The organism is Nonomuraea monospora (assembly GCF_039531895.1).
Lineage (GTDB): Bacteria > Actinomycetota > Actinomycetes > Streptosporangiales > Streptosporangiaceae > Nonomuraea > Nonomuraea monospora.
Genome location: NZ_BAAAQX010000007.1, coordinates 415374 through 431653, shown reverse-complemented (window position 1 = coordinate 431653; position 16280 = coordinate 415374). Strand labels below are relative to the sequence as shown.

The 16280-nt window shown below is 71.1% G+C and carries 13 protein-coding genes; 11 read left to right on the top strand and 2 right to left on the bottom strand.

Annotated features, from left to right (window positions below):
• Positions 1 to 13: 13 nt before the first annotated feature.
• From recN to ABD331_RS17185, 10 genes are all read left to right on the top strand, one after another.
• Positions 14 to 1723 (top strand): DNA repair protein RecN, encoded by a 1710-nt coding sequence (gene recN / locus ABD331_RS17230; protein WP_344475730.1) that lies wholly within the window; start codon positions 14 to 16, stop codon positions 1721 to 1723.
• A 73-nt stretch (positions 1724 to 1796) separates the two neighbouring features.
• A complete protein-coding gene (steA, locus tag ABD331_RS17225; protein ID WP_344475728.1) occupies positions 1797 to 2993 on the top strand; it encodes a putative cytokinetic ring protein SteA in 1197 nt (398 codons plus the stop codon).
• The gene (locus tag ABD331_RS17220; RefSeq protein WP_344475726.1) at positions 2990 to 3967 is read left to right on the top strand and encodes a copper transporter; all 978 of its coding nucleotides are present in this window, start codon (positions 2990 to 2992) and stop codon (positions 3965 to 3967) included. The genes steA and ABD331_RS17220 overlap by 4 nt, the downstream gene beginning before the upstream one ends.
• 1 nt (position 3968) lies before the next feature.
• Complete coding sequence (locus ABD331_RS17215; RefSeq protein WP_344475723.1) at positions 3969 to 4832, top strand: hypothetical protein; 864 nt, start codon at positions 3969 to 3971, stop codon at positions 4830 to 4832.
• A gap of 52 nt (positions 4833 to 4884) precedes the next feature.
• Complete coding sequence (murJ, locus tag ABD331_RS17210) at positions 4885 to 6507, top strand: murein biosynthesis integral membrane protein MurJ (RefSeq protein ID WP_344475721.1); 1623 nt, start codon at positions 4885 to 4887, stop codon at positions 6505 to 6507.
• A gap of 190 nt (positions 6508 to 6697) precedes the next feature.
• Positions 6698 to 7756: a glycosyltransferase family 4 protein gene (locus ABD331_RS17205; RefSeq protein WP_344475719.1), complete on the top strand. Its 1059-nt coding sequence runs from the start codon at positions 6698 to 6700 to the stop codon at positions 7754 to 7756.
• Positions 7757 to 7949: 193 nt separating this feature from the next.
• Complete coding sequence (locus tag ABD331_RS17200) at positions 7950 to 8933, top strand: TerC family protein (protein WP_148433028.1); 984 nt, start codon at positions 7950 to 7952, stop codon at positions 8931 to 8933.
• A 138-nt stretch (positions 8934 to 9071) separates the two neighbouring features.
• A complete protein-coding gene (locus ABD331_RS17195) occupies positions 9072 to 9683 on the top strand; it encodes a phosphatidylserine decarboxylase (RefSeq protein ID WP_344475716.1) in 612 nt (203 codons plus the stop codon).
• The gene (gene pssA / locus ABD331_RS17190; protein WP_148433026.1) at positions 9670 to 10503 is read left to right on the top strand and encodes a CDP-diacylglycerol--serine O-phosphatidyltransferase; all 834 of its coding nucleotides are present in this window, start codon (positions 9670 to 9672) and stop codon (positions 10501 to 10503) included. Before ABD331_RS17195 ends, pssA begins: the two co-directional genes overlap by 14 nt.
• A 51-nt stretch (positions 10504 to 10554) precedes the next feature.
• A complete protein-coding gene (locus tag ABD331_RS17185; RefSeq protein ID WP_344475714.1) occupies positions 10555 to 10830 on the top strand; it encodes a hypothetical protein in 276 nt (91 codons plus the stop codon).
• A gap of 353 nt (positions 10831 to 11183) precedes the next feature.
• Here ABD331_RS17185 and ABD331_RS17180 read toward each other — a convergent pair whose 3' ends face one another.
• Both ABD331_RS17180 and ABD331_RS17175 read right to left on the bottom strand, forming a co-directional pair.
• A complete protein-coding gene (locus ABD331_RS17180; RefSeq protein ID WP_344475712.1) occupies positions 11184 to 11840 on the bottom strand; it encodes an MBL fold metallo-hydrolase in 657 nt (218 codons plus the stop codon).
• Positions 11837 to 12916 (bottom strand): maleylpyruvate isomerase N-terminal domain-containing protein, encoded by a 1080-nt coding sequence (locus ABD331_RS17175; RefSeq protein WP_344475711.1) that lies wholly within the window; start codon positions 12914 to 12916, stop codon positions 11837 to 11839. The genes ABD331_RS17180 and ABD331_RS17175 overlap by 4 nt, the downstream gene beginning before the upstream one ends.
• A 216-nt stretch (positions 12917 to 13132) precedes the next feature.
• On the opposite strand from ABD331_RS17175, the gene uvrA reads away from it, so the two are divergent.
• A complete protein-coding gene (uvrA, locus tag ABD331_RS17170) occupies positions 13133 to 15973 on the top strand; it encodes an excinuclease ABC subunit UvrA (RefSeq protein WP_344475709.1) in 2841 nt (946 codons plus the stop codon).
• Positions 15974 to 16280: the final 307 nt, after the last annotated feature.

The following is a 16280-nucleotide window of genomic DNA, read 5'->3' as shown; positions in this document are numbered from 1 at the left end:
ACGGGAGTGGGCAGTGCGACCGAGGGTCGAGGAGGTCCGCATCCAGGGGCTCGGCGTCATCGACGAGGCCGTGCTCGAGCTTTCGCCTGGCTTCAACGTGGTCACCGGCGAGACGGGTGCGGGCAAGACGATGGTCGTGACCGGGCTCGGGCTGCTGTTCGGCGGCCGGGCCGACCCCTCGCGCGTGCGGCCGGGGGCCGACAGGGCGAGCGTGGAGGGCACGCTGGTCATCGAGCCGGGCGGGCGCGTGGCCCAGCAGGTCGAGGACATCGGCGGCGCGGCCGAGGACGGCGAGCTGATCATCTCGCGTACGGTCTCGGCCGAGGGCAGGTCCAGGGCGTGGCTCGGCGGGCGCACGGTGCCCGTGGGCACGCTGACCTACCTGGCCGACGACCTGGTGGCCGTGCACGGGCAGATGGACCAGCAGCGGCTGCTGCAGCCCGCCAGGCAGCGGGCCGCGCTCGACCGTTACGCCGGCAACGACCTGGTCAAGCCGCTGCGCGCGTACTCGCAGGCGTACAAGCGGCACAAGCAGGTCGCCGCGCAGCTCGAAGAGCTGACCACCAGGGCCAGGGAGCGGGCCCAGGAGGCCGACATGCTGCGCTTCGGCCTGGAGGAGGTCGAGAAGGTCAACCCCAAGGCGGGCGAGGACGACGAGCTGCGCGGCGAGGAGGAGCGGCTCTCGCACGCCGACGCCCTGCGCAGCGCCGCCACGACCGCGCACACGGCGCTGCTCGGCGACCCGATGGAGGCCGCGGGCAGCCCGCACGACGTGATCTCGCTGCTGGGGGAGGCGCGGGCCGCCGTCGAGGCGGTGCGCGACTTCGACACCCAGCTCGCCGGCGTGGCCGACCGCCTCGCCGAGGCCGGATACCTCATCTCCGACGTGGCCACCGACCTGGCCGCCTACGCCGAGTCGATCGAGGCCGACCCGGCGCGGCTGGCGTCCGTGCAGGAGCGCCGCTCGGTGCTGTCCAGCCTGATCCGCAAGTACGCCGAGGACAGCGCGGGAGTGCTGGCCTGGGCGCAGCAGGCCGCCGCCCGGCTGTCCGAGCTGGAGGGCGACGACGAGCGCATCGACGAGCTGACCCGCGAGTTTGACGAGCTGACCGCCCGCCTCACCGAGCTGGCCACCGAGCTGACCAACGTGCGCCAGGCCGCCGCCGAGCGGTTCGGCGAGGCCGTCACCGAGGAGCTGACCGCGCTGGCCATGCCGCACGCCAGGGTCGTGGTGCAGCTCACCCAGGCCGAGGAGTTCGGCCCCGAGGGGCGCGACGAGGTGGAGCTGCGGATGGCGGCGCACCCCGCCGCGCCGCCGCTGCCGCTCAACAAGGGGGCCTCGGGCGGCGAGCTGAGCCGCGTGATGCTGGCGATCGAGGTGGTCTTCGCCGGCGCCGACCCCGTCCCGACGTTCGTCTTCGACGAGGTGGACGCGGGCGTCGGCGGCAAGGCGGCGGTCGAGATCGGGCGCAGGCTGGCCAGGCTGGCCCGCACCGCGCAGGTGATTGTGGTCACACACCTGCCGCAGGTGGCGGCGTTCGCCGACCAGCATCTGGTGGTCGAGAAGGCGAGCGACGGCAGCGTCGTGCGCAGCGGTGTCGTGACGCTCAACCACGAGGGCCGCGTACGCGAGCTGTCCCGCATGCTGGCAGGTCTGGAGGACTCCGAACTGGGCCGGGCGCACGCGGAAGAGCTCCTGGGGCTGGCGGCAGCAGACAGGTGATCCTGGGTGACATAGCGGACACGCCGCGTCATGCGTGGCCTCCGCGCTGTTTCGCTCTGGCAGGATGGTCTTGATGAAGGTTCCGGGAAGCAGATTGCCGGGCCTCCGCGGCAGGAAGGTCGAGGGCCTTCCCGGTGTAACGGCAGTGGCGAGAATCGACCGGCGGACCAAGAGGCTCACCAAGCGCCTCCAGCCCGGTGAAATTGCGATTATCGACCACGTCGACGTTGACCGGGTCAGCGCGGAGGCGCTCGTCGCGTGCGGCGCCGCGGCCGTGGTCAACGTCGCCAGCGGCATCAGCGGCCGTTACCCCAACCTGGGGCCACAGATTTTGCTGGACAGCGGCGTGCCGTTCGTCGACAACGCCAACCAGGAGCTGTTCGAGCGCATCAAGGACGGCGACGTCGTCCGCGTTTGCGAAGGGGTCGTCTACCTCGACGACGACGTGGTCGGCAAGGGCGAGCCGCAGACCATGGAGACCGTCGAGGCGGCCATGGCCGAGGCGCGCGCCGGTCTCGCCGTGCAGATCGAGGCTTTCGCCGTCAACACGATGGAGTACGTTCGCGGTGAGGGCAAGCTTCTCATCGACGGAGTCGGCGTGCCTGAGATCCGCACCCCCATGGAGGGCAGACATGTCCTCATCGTGGTGCGCGGATATCACTACAAGGAAGACATCGCCACGCTGCGCCCGTACATCCGCGAGTACCGTCCGGTCCTCGTCGGCGTGGACGGCGGCGCCGACGCGCTGCTGGAGGCCGGCTACCTGCCCGACGTGATCGTCGGCGACTTCGACTCCGTCTCCACCAAGGCCCTCACCTGCGGCGCCGAGCTCGTCGTGCACGCCTACCGCGACGGCAGGGCGCCCGGCCTGGAGCGCGTGCACCAGCTCGGCCGCGAAGCGGTCATCTTCCCCGCCACCGGCACCAGCGAGGACATCGCGATGCTGCTGGCCGACGACAAGGGCGCCGAGCTCATCGTCGCGGTCGGCACGCACGGCACGCTGGAGGAGTTCCTCGACAAGGGCCGCTCCGGCATGGCCAGCACCTTCCTCACCCGGCTGATCATCGGCAGCAAGCTCATCGACGCCAAGGGCGTCAGCAGGCTCTACCGCAGCCGCATCACCACCTCCCAACTGCTCCTGCTCGTGATCACAGCGCTGATCACCATGGGGGTCGCGCTGGGCCTGTCGCCTCTCGGCCGCACCTGGCTGAACGGCCTGCAAGACCTCTGGAACGCATTCATCTTCTGGCTGGTCGGACTCTTCTCGTGATCGATTTTCGCTACCACCTCGTCTCCATCGTCGCGATCTTCCTGGCCCTCGCGGTGGGGATCGTCCTGGGCACCACGCTGCTGCAGGGGCCGGCGGTCAAGTCCATCGAGGAGGTGACCGCGGGGCTCACCGCGTCCAACGACGAACTGCGCGCGCAGATCGACACGCTGCGCGGGCGCGAGGCGGGCAACGACCAGTTCATCATCTCCGCCACCGGCGACCTGGTGGCCGGTGACCTGACCGGGCAGCGGGTGCTGCTGGTCGAGTCGCCCGGCTCGAGCAACGCCGTACGCGAGGCCTCCGAGCAGGTGCTCGACCAGGCGGGCGCCGAGATCTCCGGACGCGTCGCGCTGAGCGAGAAGTTCTTCGACCCCAAGAACAAGGGCGTGCTCGACGGCCTGGTCAACCAGCTCAAACCGGTCAACATGGTCTTCCCCGCCACCGCCACGAGCTGGGACAGGGCCGCCGCGCTGCTCGCCGCCACCCTGGTCACCACCGACCAGGCCCAGGGCGGCACGCCCAACCCGGCCACCGCCGACGTCGTCAGCACGTTCGAGGCGGGCGGGCTGCTCTCCACCGAGGGCGACCCGGTCAAGCGGGCCACGCTCGTGGTGATGTTCGCGCCGGAGAAGGCGTACGAGGGCGAGAACGCCGAGACGCAGGCGGGCGCCATCGTCTCCGTCGCCGACGGGCTCGACGTCGGCAGCCAGGGCGCGGTGCTGGCAGGGACGGCCGACGCCGCGGCCTCGGCCGGCGACGCGATCAGCGCCGTGCGCGACGAGGGCGAGGTCTCCAAGCGCGTGTCCACGGTCGATACCGCCGACATGCCCGTGGGGCGCGTCGCGATCGTCTACTCTCTGCGGGAGCAGCTGTCCGGGCGTGCCGGCCAATACGGCGTGGGCAAGGGAGCCTCGGCCCCCATCCCCGCGGTGACGTCCGCGACTCCGTCACCCACCACCACGTCAGGGAGCTGACATGCCTGCCAGCCGGGCCCGTGGCCTGCTGTACGCCATCGCCGGAGCCGCGATCGGCGCCGTGGCCGCCCGCGCCGCCTACGCGGCCTTCACCCGCGACCGGCCCGCCGACCTGAGCGGCCGCTGGACCAGGAAGAACCACCGCGGCGAGCCCATCACCCTGCTCGAAGGCCCCGCGTTCGCGGCCGGAGCGGGAGCCGCCGCCGCGCTCGCGCCCGGCCTGCCGCCCAAGGTCCGCGCGGCCGCGCTGCTCGCGGGCGCCGGCAGCGGCGCGGTGGGGGCCTACGACGACCTGTACGGCACCGCCTCGTCCAAGGGCTTCAAGGGGCACCTCAGCGCCCTGGCCCGCGGCGAGGTCACCAGCGGCGCCGTCAAGATCCTCGGGATCGGCGCCAGCGGCCTGGCCGCCGCCGCCCTCGTCTCCGACGGCCCCGCCGACACGCTGGTCAACGGCGCGACCATCGCCGCCACCGCCAACCTCGCCAACCTCTTCGACCTGCGCCCCGGCCGCGCCATCAAGGTCGGCCTGCTGACCGGCGGGCCGCTGCTGGCCGCGGCGCTGCTGGGCGGCTGGCCCGCCACCGCCGCGCTGGCGGCCGCCCCGCTGGGCGCCGCCGCCGCGCTGCTGCCCGACGACCTCGGCGAGCGCGCGATGCTCGGCGACGCCGGCGCCAACGCGCTGGGCGCCCTGCTCGGCCTGGCCGCCGTCACCGGGCTCAACAGGCCCGGCCGGTACGCCCTGCTGGGCACCGTCGTGGCGCTGACGGCGGCGGCGGAGAAGGTCAGCTTCACCAAGGTCATCGCCGGCAACCGCGTGCTGAACAGGATCGACATGCTCGGCCGCCGCCCGGTCGACGCCGTGTGACCCGCGTTCCGCGATTGTCGGTCCGGCCTGCCAGGATGTCTGCGTAACGTGGATGGCTGAGGGAGGCCGGGTGGGTGCGGTGACGGCGCGGGGCGTCGCGGGCGGTGCGATGCTCATCGGGGCGATCACCGTGCTGGCGCGCGTCATCGGCTTCGCCAAGCAGTACGCCTTCGCCGGCACCGTGGGCACCAACTGCCTGTCCACGGCCTACATGACGGCCAACCAGATTCCCAACATCATCTTCGAGGTGGTGGCAGGAGGAGCGCTGGCGGGCATGGTCGTGCCCATGCTGGCCGGCGCGGCCGACCGGGGCTCGCGCGAGCGGGCCGGCTGGATCGGGTCGGCGCTGCTGACGTGGGTGCTGGTCCTGCTCGTCCCGGCCGGCGTGCTGCTGGCGGTGTTCGCCGGGCCGATCACCGGGCTGTTCTTCGGCGGCGCCGTCGCCGGGTGCGACGTCGGTGACGTGAGCGCCGTCGCCACCCGCATGCTCGTCGTCTTCGCCCCCCAGATCCCCCTGTACGGCGTCGCCGTGGTGCTCTACGGCGTGCTCCAGTCGCACAGGCGGTTCACCGGGCCCGCGGTCGCGCCCCTGGTGTCCAGCATCGTGGTCATCGTCGCGTACCTGCTGTTCGTGCCGCTCAGCGGCGGGACGAGCGACCCCGGCTCCCTGCCGCAGCCCGCCGAGCTGGCACTGTCGGTGGGCACCAGCCTGGGGGTGCTGTCGCTGGTGCTGGCCGTGATCGGGCCCGTGGCGCGGCTGGGGCTGCGCTGGCGGCCCACCTTACGGTTCCCCGACGGGGTGGCCGGGCAGGTGCGCAGGCTCGCGCTGGCGGGCATCGCGGCGCTGCTCGCCCAGCAGGCGGCCATGATCGTGGTGCTGGTGCTGTCGAACCACGCGATCGGCAACGGGGCCATCGCCGTCTACAACTACGCGTGGGCGATCTACCTGGTGCCGTACGCGGTGCTGGCCGTGCCCATCGCCACCAGCGCGTTCCCCCGGCTGTCGGCACGGGCGGACGATCCTGAGGAGTTCGCGGCGCTGGCGGCGCGCACGACCCGGGCCGTGGTGCTGGTGTCGGGGCTGGCGGCGGGGGTGCTGGCCGCCGCGTCCGGTCCCGGTGCGGTCGTGTTCCTGGCGAACAAGAGCGAGGTGCCCGCGGGGGAGCTGGCAGCGGCCATCGCGCTGTTCACGCCGGGGCTCGTCGGTTATGGGCTCATCGCGCATCTGAGCCGGGTCCTGTACGCGGCCGGACGGGGGCGCGCGGTCGCCGCCGGGACGGTGGCCGGGTGGGGGGTCGTGATCGTCGCCCAGATCGTCTTCGTGCTGGTGCTGCCCGACGGGTGGAAGATCGGCGGGATGGCGCTGGGGATGAGCGTGGGGATGAGCGTGGGCGGCGGGCTGCTGCTGCGGTCCGTGGTGCGGGCGCGGGGTGCCGCGGCGGTGGCCGGGCTGGTCAGGGCCGGAGCGGCGGCGGTCGCCGGAGGTGTGCTGGGGTACCTGGCAGGGGCCGGGGCGGTGGCGCTGCTCGGGGTGAGCGGCGTGTGGGCGAACGTGGGGGCGGCCGTGCTCGGGGCCGTCGTGGCGCTCGTCGTGGGCGGGGGCGTCGTGGCCCTGGTGGACCGGGGCGACGCGGAGGCGGTGACCGGGTCGTTGCGGCGGGGCGGGAACGGCTGAGGCTCCGGTGAGGAATGCGGGCGGGGGATGCGGCGTGGCGAAGGATGAGACGCCTTGGTGTGAAGCTGAGGCTCCGGTGAGGGGCTGAGGCTCCGGTGAGGGGCTGAGGCTCTGGTGAGGGGCTGAGGCTCTGATGAAGGGCTGAGGCTCTGATGATGGACGTGGTGAGCGGTTGAGGAGGGATCGGGGCGTGCGGGTGGCTTTCGTGCTGGGCACCACGTCCGGCGGCACCGGGCGGCATGTGCTGATGCTCGTGGAGGGCCTCGTGAAGCTGGGCCACCAGGTTTTGGTGATCGGGCCGCGGAGCATCGGCGAGCAGTTCCCGTTCGGGGAGGCGGGGGCCAGGTTCGCGGAGGTGCCCGTCTCCGACCGGCCCGACCCCGTGAACGACGTACGGGCGGTGCTGGCGATCCGGCGGCTGACCCGGGGCGCCGACGTCGTGCACGCCCACGGGCTGCGCGCGGGGGCGCTGGCCGCGCTCGGGCGGCGCGGGCCGGTGGTGACGCTGCACAACGCGCTCACCGCGGGCGGGTTCGTCGGGGTCGTGTACGGGGTGCTGGAGCGGATCGTGGCGCGGCGGGCCGGGCACGTGCTGACCGTCTCGCCGGACCTGGGCGAGCGGATGCGGCGGCTCGGCGCCAGGGACGTGCGGGCGGCCCTGATCGCGGCCCCCGTGCCGAGACCGGCGAAGCGCACGCCCCAGGAGATCAGGGACGAGCTGAAGGCGGGCGAGCGGCCCATCGTGCTCACCGTCGCCAGGCTCGCCCAGCAGAAGGGCCTGGAGACCCTGCTCGACATTGCGGCCGGGCCGTGGCAGGCGGGACGCCAGCCGCTGTTCGTGGTGGCCGGGGGCGGGCCGTTGCGGGGCGAGCTGCAGCGCAGGATCGACGCCGAGGGGCTGCCCGTCGTGCTGCTGGGCAACCGGGACGACGTGCCCGACCTGCTCGGCGCCGCCGTCGCGCTGCTGATGCCGAGCCGGTGGGAGGGGCAGCCGCTCACGCTCAGGGAGGCGCTGATGACCGGCACGCCCGCCGTGGCCTCCGAGGTCGGCGGGATTCCGGAGATTCTCGGGGACGCCGGGATCCTGGTGCCCTACGGGGACGCGGGGAAGTTCCGTGACGCCGTACGAGAGCTGCTGGAAGAGCCGGGAACCGCGCGGACACTGGCGGAGGCGGCCGAGCGGCGCGGGCGGGAGATGCCCGGCGGTGACGAGGTCGTGACGAACGTGCTCGGGGTGTACCGAGCGTAAGCCCCTGAGGATGATTACGCGTGCTCGGCGCGTTCTCATATACTGCCTGGGTTAGGGAGGGGAGTATCCCTTCGCGACAGCCTCGTCATCACGGTGCAGCCCCGCTCCACGGGGCCCCCGGGGCTGCCGGTCCGCAGATCACCGCGGGCGGGAGAGACCTCCGGCGCTGAAGCATGCATGCCGGAGGGTCTGAGTGACTGAACCCCTGTGGGCCTGGATCGCCGTCATCGGCGGTCTCCTCGTTGTCCTTGCCATTGACTTGTGGATCGTCGACCGCGGAGAAGCACGTGAATTCTCCATGCGGCAGGCCGGCTACTGGGTCACCTTCTACGTCGCTCTCGCCGTGGCGTTCGGCGTGCTCCTGTGGTTCACCTCAGGGGGTGACAGAGCCGGCGAGTTCTTCGCGGGCTACATCACCGAGTACAGCCTGAGTGTCGACAATCTCTTCATTTTCTTCATCATCATGAGCCGGTTCGCCGTGCCCAAGGCGTACCAGCACAAGGTGCTGCTCGTCGGCATCCTGCTCGCGCTCGTGATGCGCGGCATCTTCATCGCGCTCGGCGCCGCGGCGCTCGAGCGGTTCAGCTGGCTTTTCTACGTCTTCGGCGCCTTCCTCGTCTACACGGCGATCAACATCGTCCGCCAGCACCTCAAGGGCGAGGACGAGGAGTTCAACGAGAACGTCGTGCTGCGGTGGGTGCGCAGGGCCTTCCCGACCACCGAGGGGTACGTCGGCTCCAAGGTCACCGTCAAGATCGACGGCAAGCGCATGGTGACCCCGATGCTCATTGTGATGGTCGCCATCGGGAGCACCGACCTGCTGTTCGCGCTCGACTCGATTCCGGCGATCTTCGGGCTCACCAAGGACCCGTTCATCGTCTTCACGGCCAACGCGTTCGCCCTGATGGGGCTGCGTCAGCTCTACTTCCTGCTGGGCGGGCTGCTGCAGCGGCTCGTGTACATCAGCTACGGTTTGGCGTTCATCCTGGGGTTCATCGGGGTTAAGCTCGTATTGGAGGCGTTGCACTCCAGCCATGTCTCCTGGGCGCCCGAAATTCCCATCTGGGTGTCGCTCTCGGTCATCGGCGCCACCATGGTCATTGTCACCGTGGCGAGCCTGCTCAAGGCCCGTATCGACGCGCGCAAGGGCGAGGAGCCGCATCCGGAGCAGGTCTAGCGAAATGGGCTTCGAGGCGCTTTGCTTGTGTAGTTGTGCCGTGTAATAGTTGCTGGTTCTGTAACATCACGGCAAAGCGCCCAGTCCAGTCACCACCAAAGGTTGTACGTGTCAGACGATTCTGCTAAGCCGAGCCGCATGAGGCTCGCGCGCGGGGTCTCCCCGTGGCTCCTCCCGACGGCGGCCGCGGCGGCCGCCACCGCTCTGCTGACGCGCCGGGACCGGCGATGGGCGTTCGCGGCGGTGCCGCTGAGCGCGCTCACCGGGGGCATGCTCTGGTTCTTCCGCGACCCCGACCGCACGCCGGGCGAGGGCCGCGTCCTGTCGCCCGCCGACGGCGTGGTGCAGAGCATCGACCCGTGGCCGGACGGCCGCACCCGGGTCGCGATCTTCATGAGCCCGCTGAACGTGCACGTCAACCGTGCCCCCCTTGCGGGAAATGTCACCTCCGTGCAGCATGTGGCAGGTGGGTTCCTGCCGGCGTTCAACAAGGACAGTGACCAGAACGAGCGCGTGGTGTGGCATTTCGAGACCACGCTGGGCGACATCGAGATGGTGCAGATCGCGGGCGCGGTGGCGCGCCGGATCGTGCCGTACCTGAGCGCCGGGGCCAAGGTCGAGCAGGCCGAGCGGATCGGGCTCATCCGGTTCGGTTCGCGGGTCGACATCTACCTGCCCGAAGGGATCGTTCCCGCGGTGTCCGTGGGCCAGAAGACGGTTGCGGGGGTGACCAGAATTGACCGCGGCTGACGCCGGTAGTTGGCAGGCGGACGAGGAAGAACCTCGGGGTCCGGTCGGCAAGGCGTTCCGCCTGTCCGCCGCGGACTCGCTCTCGCTCGGCAACGCCGTCTGCGGGTTCCTGGCGGTGTGCGTGCTGGCCTACTCGGCCATCCAGCAGCTCCAGGTCGACGGCGGCCGGTTCACGCCCGCGCCCAGCTACTTCGCGACCGCCATCGTGCTGCTGCTCATCGGCGCGACCTGCGACCTGTTCGACGGGCTCGTGGCCAGGCGCTTCCGCGCCTCGGCGATGGGCGCCGAGCTCGACAACCTCGCCGACGTCATCAGCTTCGGGTTCGCGCCCGCGTTCATGATCGTCATCTGGGGCGGTTTCACGCAGCAGGTGCCGTTCATGGCGGTGCTGGCCGCCGCGGCGGCCGTGCTCGTCGCCGGCGTGGTACGGCTGGCCAGGTTCGCCTGCGTCAAGACCAAGAGCGGCGACTTCATGGGCCTGCCCATCCCGATGGGCGCCATGACCGTGATCTCGATCGTGCTGCTGTTCCAGCCGAGCATCTGGTCGCTGCTGGCCGTGCTCGGCGTGGCGTGGCTGATGGTCAGCCGCATCGAGTACCCCAAGCCCAAGGGGCAGCTCGCCGCGGTCGTGCTCGGCTGGATCATGGTGAACGTGGCGTTCCTCACGTTCTGGGTGGCCTGGCCCTCGGGCGGCGACCTGCCCATCAAGATCGGGGCGACCATGCAGATCGCGCTCGTGGCGGCCATTCCGCTGCGGGTGCTGTTCTACAAGCGCGAGCAGCGCAGGGAAGCCGAGCGCATCGGGCACTACAAAGGCTAACCGATCCGTAAGTGACGGGATTTTTCGTCATACTTCGGCTTTGATGGAGCCATGTCGGCCACGCCGCGCGAGCACACGCGCACGTACCATCTCGGCAAGCTGGCCACGGAGCTGGAGCAACGCGGGCTGACCGCCCTGCTGCGGTCGCACCCGCCCGCGTTGCGGGTCAGCCATCCCGACACCGTCATGCTGGCTGAGACCGTTGACTGCGTGCCGTTGTCCGAGGGGTGGTTTTATCGGTGGTCTTGGGGGGAGCTTGTCGGGCTTACCGATGATCCTGCCCTTGCGGCCGATCGGATCGTTCATGTGCTGGCGGCTCGGCCCTGAGCCGTCCGTCTGAGCCGCCCGCGCTAGGCAGCGTCACGTGTGCGCCCGCATCGCGCGTCACCTGGCCACGTACGCTCACGTACGCCCGCGGCGCGTCACCTGGTCACGTACGCGCGCCCGCGTCGCGTCACCTGCTCACACGCGCGCGCTCGCAGGTCTGAGCGGCGTGGGCCGGGTGGGGCGGCTTGGGCACGAGCGGCCTGCGCCTGAGAGGCTCGTCTGGGCCGCCCTGCGAGACCGCGCCCCTGAGCGCATGCTTCGCCCGGTGGCGCGGTGGGCGAGCGGGCGGTGTGTGGTGAGTGGCCCGTGGGCGGGCGGCGCGTGGGCAGCCCGCCCTTGGGCGGTGGCGCTGGTTACCAGCCTCTGGCCTTCCATTCCGGCAGTGCGGGGCGCTCCACGCCGAGCGTCGTGTCCTTGCCGTGGCCCGGGTACACCCACGTCTCGTCGGGCAGCCGGTCGAAGATGCGCTCCACCACGTCGGTGTAGAGCTGGTTGAAACGCTCGGGATCCTTCTGGGTGTTGCCGACGCCGCCAGGGAACAGCGAGTCGCCGGTGAACAGGTGATGGCCCGCCTCACCGCCGTCGTACAGCAGCGCGATCGAACCGGGTGTATGCCCCCGCAGATGGATGGCCTCCAGGATGACCGCGCCGACCGTGATCGTGTCGCCGTGCTCGACCGTGCGGTCCACGGGCACGGGGAGGCCGGGGGCGTCGAGCGGGTGGGCGACCACCTGCGCGCCGGTCACCTTGGTCACCTGCTCCAGGGCCTGCCAGTGGTCGCCGTGCTGGTGGGTGGTGACGATCGTGGCGACCGGCTGGTCGTTCATGAGGGCGAGCAGGCGGTCGGAGTCGGCGGCGGCGTCGATGAGCAGGCTCTCACCGGTCTCGGCGCAGCGCAGGAGATAGGCGTTGTTGTCGTACGGGCCGACGGCGAGCTTGCAGATCGTCAGCGCGGGCAGCTCGCGCACGTCGGCGGGGCCGCCGACCTGGACGTCACCTGTGTAGGTCATGGGTAGTCCTTCGGGGGCGTCGCGGGTAGATCAGCGGGGGCCGTCATCGACAGCCACGGTGGCGGCTTTGGAAGATCGACGCCCCCGGGACCTGGCACATGCGACTGCCCCGCGGGCAACAGACTAACGCCCTGACCCCCCGACCTGCCGGTGAGCCAGGCAAGCAGGTCTCGTGGCGTGCCCGTGACGGCGGGTCCGTGACCGAGGCCGGGCCACACTTCGGCCGTCCCGGCGCCGGCGAGTAATGCGCTATTCGGTGCCCTGCCGCTGGCTGCGTCGGCAGGTGGTGCCGCGTCTGGCGTGTCGGTGGGTGGTGCCGTGCCCGGTGCCCCGCCGCCTGCCGTGGTGGTGGGTGGTGCCGTGCCCGGTGCCCCGCCGCCTGCCGTGGTGGTGGATGGTGTCGTGCCGGATGCCTGGCCGCCTGGCGTGCCTGCGGACGATGACGCGCCGGGTCTCGTGCTGTGCGCCGCCGCACCGCCGTGCGATAAGGCGCCCGTTCCGGGGCCGCTTGGGGTGCGGTCCAGGATGACGATCTCGCCGATCGTGGCGTGGTCGGGGGGCCAGGTGCGGAGGCAGTCGTGCAGTTCTCTGCGGACGAACGAGGCGGGCCAGTTCGCGGGGCCGAACCCGGCGGCCAGGTCCACGTGGTGGAAGCCGACCTCGCGCAGACGGCGTACGAGCACGTACCAGGCGGGGTGGGGAGGAGGGCGCATGCCCTGCACCGGCGCCCGCCAGGCGTGCTCGGGCAGGTCGCGGACGGCGGCGGCGAAGCGGGCGGCGCCGTCCTCGACGTCGGCCAGCAGCCGGGCCGCGGGGCGGCGGGCGGTGGCCTCGATCTCGGCGGCCCTCGCCTCGTAGGAAATGTATTGGGGCGTGCGGATGCCGGTCTTGGCCCAGGTCAGGAGGTTGACGTAAGAGTCGGCATTCCTGGCGAGGTGGGTGAGGACGTGTCCTCTGGTCCAGCCGGGCAGGAGGGAGGGGGCGGCGACGTCGGCGTCGGAGAGCGAGGCGGCCGTGGCCAGCAGCTGGTTCGTCGCGGCGGCGAGCTCGGCCTGCAGCGCAGGTAGGACGGTCATGTTCACGGATTTTGTCATCTAGGGTGACTGTGGCAGGGCGGGCATAAAACCGCAGGTCAGGAGGTTGAATGTTGAAGGGCTCCGTCCTGTGGGGGAGTTGGCCGTAACCTGTGAGGGACGGATTTTCGGGGGCCGCGAAGCGGGCCGCCGAAATTGTCGGAGCCGCCGTCTACCATCCCCCGTGGACCTATCCGCCTTTCGACTTCCGGGATCGCCGTGGCAGACCGCCTCATCGTGCGTGGTGCACGAGAACACAACCTCAAGGACGTCTCGCTCGACCTGCCGCGAGACTCGCTGATCGTCTTCACCGGCCTGTCCGGCTCGGGCAAGTCGAGCCTGGCCTTCGACACGATCTTCGCTGAGGGCCAGCGGCGCTACGTCGAGTCCCTGTCGGCGTACGCCCGCCAATTCCTCGGGCAGATGGACAAGCCCGACGTCGACTTCATCGAGGGCCTGTCTCCGGCCGTCTCGATCGACCAGAAGGCCACCAGCAAGAACCCCCGCTCGACCGTCGGCACGATCACCGAGGTCTACGACTACCTGCGGCTGCTGTGGGCGCGCATCGGAAAGCCGCACTGCCCGGTGTGCGAGCGGCCGATCGCCCGCCAGACGCCGCAGCAGATCGTCGACCGGGTGATGGAGCTGGAGGAGGGCACCCGGTTCCAGGTGCTGGCACCGGTCATCAGGCAGCGCAAGGGCGAGTACCTGGAGCTGTTCCGCGAGCTGCAGACCAAGGGCTTCGCCAGGGCCAGGGTCGACGGCACCGTGGTGCGGCTGGAGGAGCCGCCGACGCTGAAGAAGTACGAGAAGCACGACATCGAGGTCATCGTCGACCGCCTGTCGGTCAAGGACACGGCGGTGCGCAGGCTCACCGACTCGGTCGAGACCGCGCTGCAGCTCTCGGGCGGCACGATCACGCTGGAGTTCGTCGACCTGCCGGAGGGCGACCCGGGCCGCGAGCGCTTCTACTCCGAGCACCTCTACTGCCCCTACGACGACCTGTCGTTCGAGGAGATGGAGCCCCGCTCGTTCTCCTTCAACTCGCCCTTCGGCGCCTGCCCCGAGTGCACGGGCCTGGGCACCAAGATGGAGGTGGACCCCGACCTGGTGGTGCCCGACCCCGAGCGCGAGCTCGGCGACGGCGCGCTGCACCCGTGGTCGGGCGGCCACACCAGCGAGTACTTCGCCAGGCTGATCGAGGCGCTGGGCCACACGATGGGCTTCACGCTGGAGACGCCGTGGGACCGGCTGCCGAAGAAGGCGCAGAAGTCGCTGCTGTACGGCCACGACGAGCAGGTGCACGTCCGCTACAGCAACCGCTACGGCCGCCAGCGCTCCTACTACACCACCTACGACGGCGTCATCCCGTGGGTGCAGCGCCGGCACGCCGAGGCCGAGAGCGACGCGGCGCGCGAGCGCTTCGAGGGCTACATGCGGGAGATCCCGTGCCCGGCCTGCAAGGGGGCCAGGCTCAAGCCGGTCAGCCTCGCGGTGACCGTGTCGGGCAGGTCGATCGCCGACGTGTCGTCCATGTCGATCGGCGAGTGCGCCAAGTTCCTGGCCACGCTCAAGCTGTCCGACCGCGACATGCAGATCGCCGAGCGGGTGGTCAAGGAGATCAACGCCCGCATGGGCTTCCTGCTCGACGTCGGCCTCGACTACCTGACCATGGACCGCGCCGCCGCCACCCTGGCGGGCGGCGAGGCGCAGCGCATCCGGCTGGCCACGCAGATCGGCTCCGGCCTGGTCGGCGTCCTGTACGTGCTGGACGAGCCGTCCATCGGCCTGCACCAGCGCGACAACATGCGGCTGCTCGACACGCTGATCAGGCTGCGCGACATGGGCAACACGCTGATCGTCGTCGAGCACGACGAGGACACGATCGCGGCGGCCGACTGGGTCGTCGACATCGGCCCCGGCGCGGGCGAGCACGGCGGCCAGGTCGTGGTCTCCGGCACTGTCCAGGACCTCCTCGCCAGCGAGGAGTCGATGACGGGGGCGTACCTGTCGGGACGCAAGAGCATCGCGATCCCCGCCAAGCGCCGCAAGCGCGACAAGAAGCGGCAGATCACCGTCAAGGGCGCGCGCGAGCACAACCTCAAGGGCGTCGACATCGAGTTCCCGCTCGGGATGTTCACGGCCGTCACCGGGGTGTCGGGGTCCGGCAAGTCGACGCTGGTCAACGACATCCTGTACAACGCGCTGGCCAAGGAGCTCAACGGCGCCCGCACGGTGCCGGGGCGGCACTCGCGGATCAACGGCATGGACCAGGTCGACAAGGTGGTCCACGTGGACCAGTCGCCGATCGGGCGCACGCCGCGCTCCAACCCGGCCACCTACACCGGGGTGTTCGACCACGTGCGCAAGCTGTTCGCCGCCACGGCGGAGGCGAAGGTGCGCGGCTACCAGCCCGGGCGCTTCAGCTTCAACGTCAAGGGCGGGCGCTGTGAGGCGTGCGCGGGCGACGGCACGATCAAGATCGAGATGAACTTCCTGCCGGACGTCTACGTCCCCTGTGAGGTCTGCCACGGCGCCCGCTACAACCGGGAGACGCTGGAGGTCCACTACAAGGGCAAGACGATCGCCGAGGTGCTCGACATGCCGATCGAGGAGGCCCTGGGCTTCTTCGAGGCGATCCCCGCGATCAAGCGGCACCTGCAGACGCTCAACGACGTCGGCCTCGGATACGTCCGGCTCGGCCAGCCGGCCACCACGCTGTCGGGCGGTGAGGCGCAGCGCGTCAAGCTCGCCTCCGAGCTGCAGCGGCGGCAGACCGGCCGGACCATCTACGTTCTCGACGAGCCGACCACCGGCCTGCACTTCGAGGACATCCGGCGGCTGCTCGGGGTGCTCGGGCGGCTGGTGGACGGCGGGAACACGGTCATCGTCATCGAGCACAACCTCGACGTGATCAAGACCGCTGACTGGATCATCGACATGGGGCCCGAGGGCGGGTCCCGCGGCGGCACGCTGGTGGCCAGCGGGACGCCGGAGGAGGTGGCGCTGGTGGACGAGAGCCACACGGGCCGCTTCCTGCGCAAGATCCTCGCTCACTGAGCGGCCGGCGCCCGCCCGTCCTGCAGGGGGAAGGGCGGGCGCACGGACGACGCCGCTCCCGGGCTCGCCGGGCGTGGGGCCGAGCCGTGCCCAGGTCCGGCCGACGTGAGGGTGAGTCGCGCCGGGGTTGCCGGGTGTCGGGGCGGGAGCGCGCCCGGGGCCGGGAGGCGCGGCCGTGTGGTGGGCGCTGGTCCCGGGAGGCACGGGCGTGTGGAGGGCGCTGGGGCCGGGAGGCGCGGGCGCGTGGTGGGCGCTGGTCCCGGGAGGCGCGGGCGTGTGGACGGCGCTGGTCGCGGCGTGTGGTGGG

Bases quoted from the DNA above. Each gene is read 5' to 3' on its own strand.
- steA (WP_344475728.1), top strand. From the start codon at position 1,797: ATGAAGGTTCCGGGAAGCAGATTGCCGGGCCTCCGCGGCAGGAAGGTC.
- ABD331_RS17215 (WP_344475723.1), top strand. From the start codon at position 3,969: ATGCCTGCCAGCCGGGCCCGTGGCCTGCTGTACGCCATCGCCGGAGCC.
- murJ (WP_344475721.1), top strand. From the start codon at position 4,885: ATGGCTGAGGGAGGCCGGGTGGGTGCGGTGACGGCGCGGGGCGTCGCG.
- ABD331_RS17195 (WP_344475716.1), top strand. From the start codon at position 9,072: ATGAGGCTCGCGCGCGGGGTCTCCCCGTGGCTCCTCCCGACGGCGGCC.
- ABD331_RS17185 (WP_344475714.1), top strand. From the start codon at position 10,555: ATGTCGGCCACGCCGCGCGAGCACACGCGCACGTACCATCTCGGCAAG.
- ABD331_RS17180 (WP_344475712.1), bottom strand. From the start codon at position 11,840: ATGACCTACACAGGTGACGTCCAGGTCGGCGGCCCCGCCGACGTGCGC.
- ABD331_RS17175 (WP_344475711.1), bottom strand. From the start codon at position 12,916: ATGACCGTCCTACCTGCGCTGCAGGCCGAGCTCGCCGCCGCGACGAAC.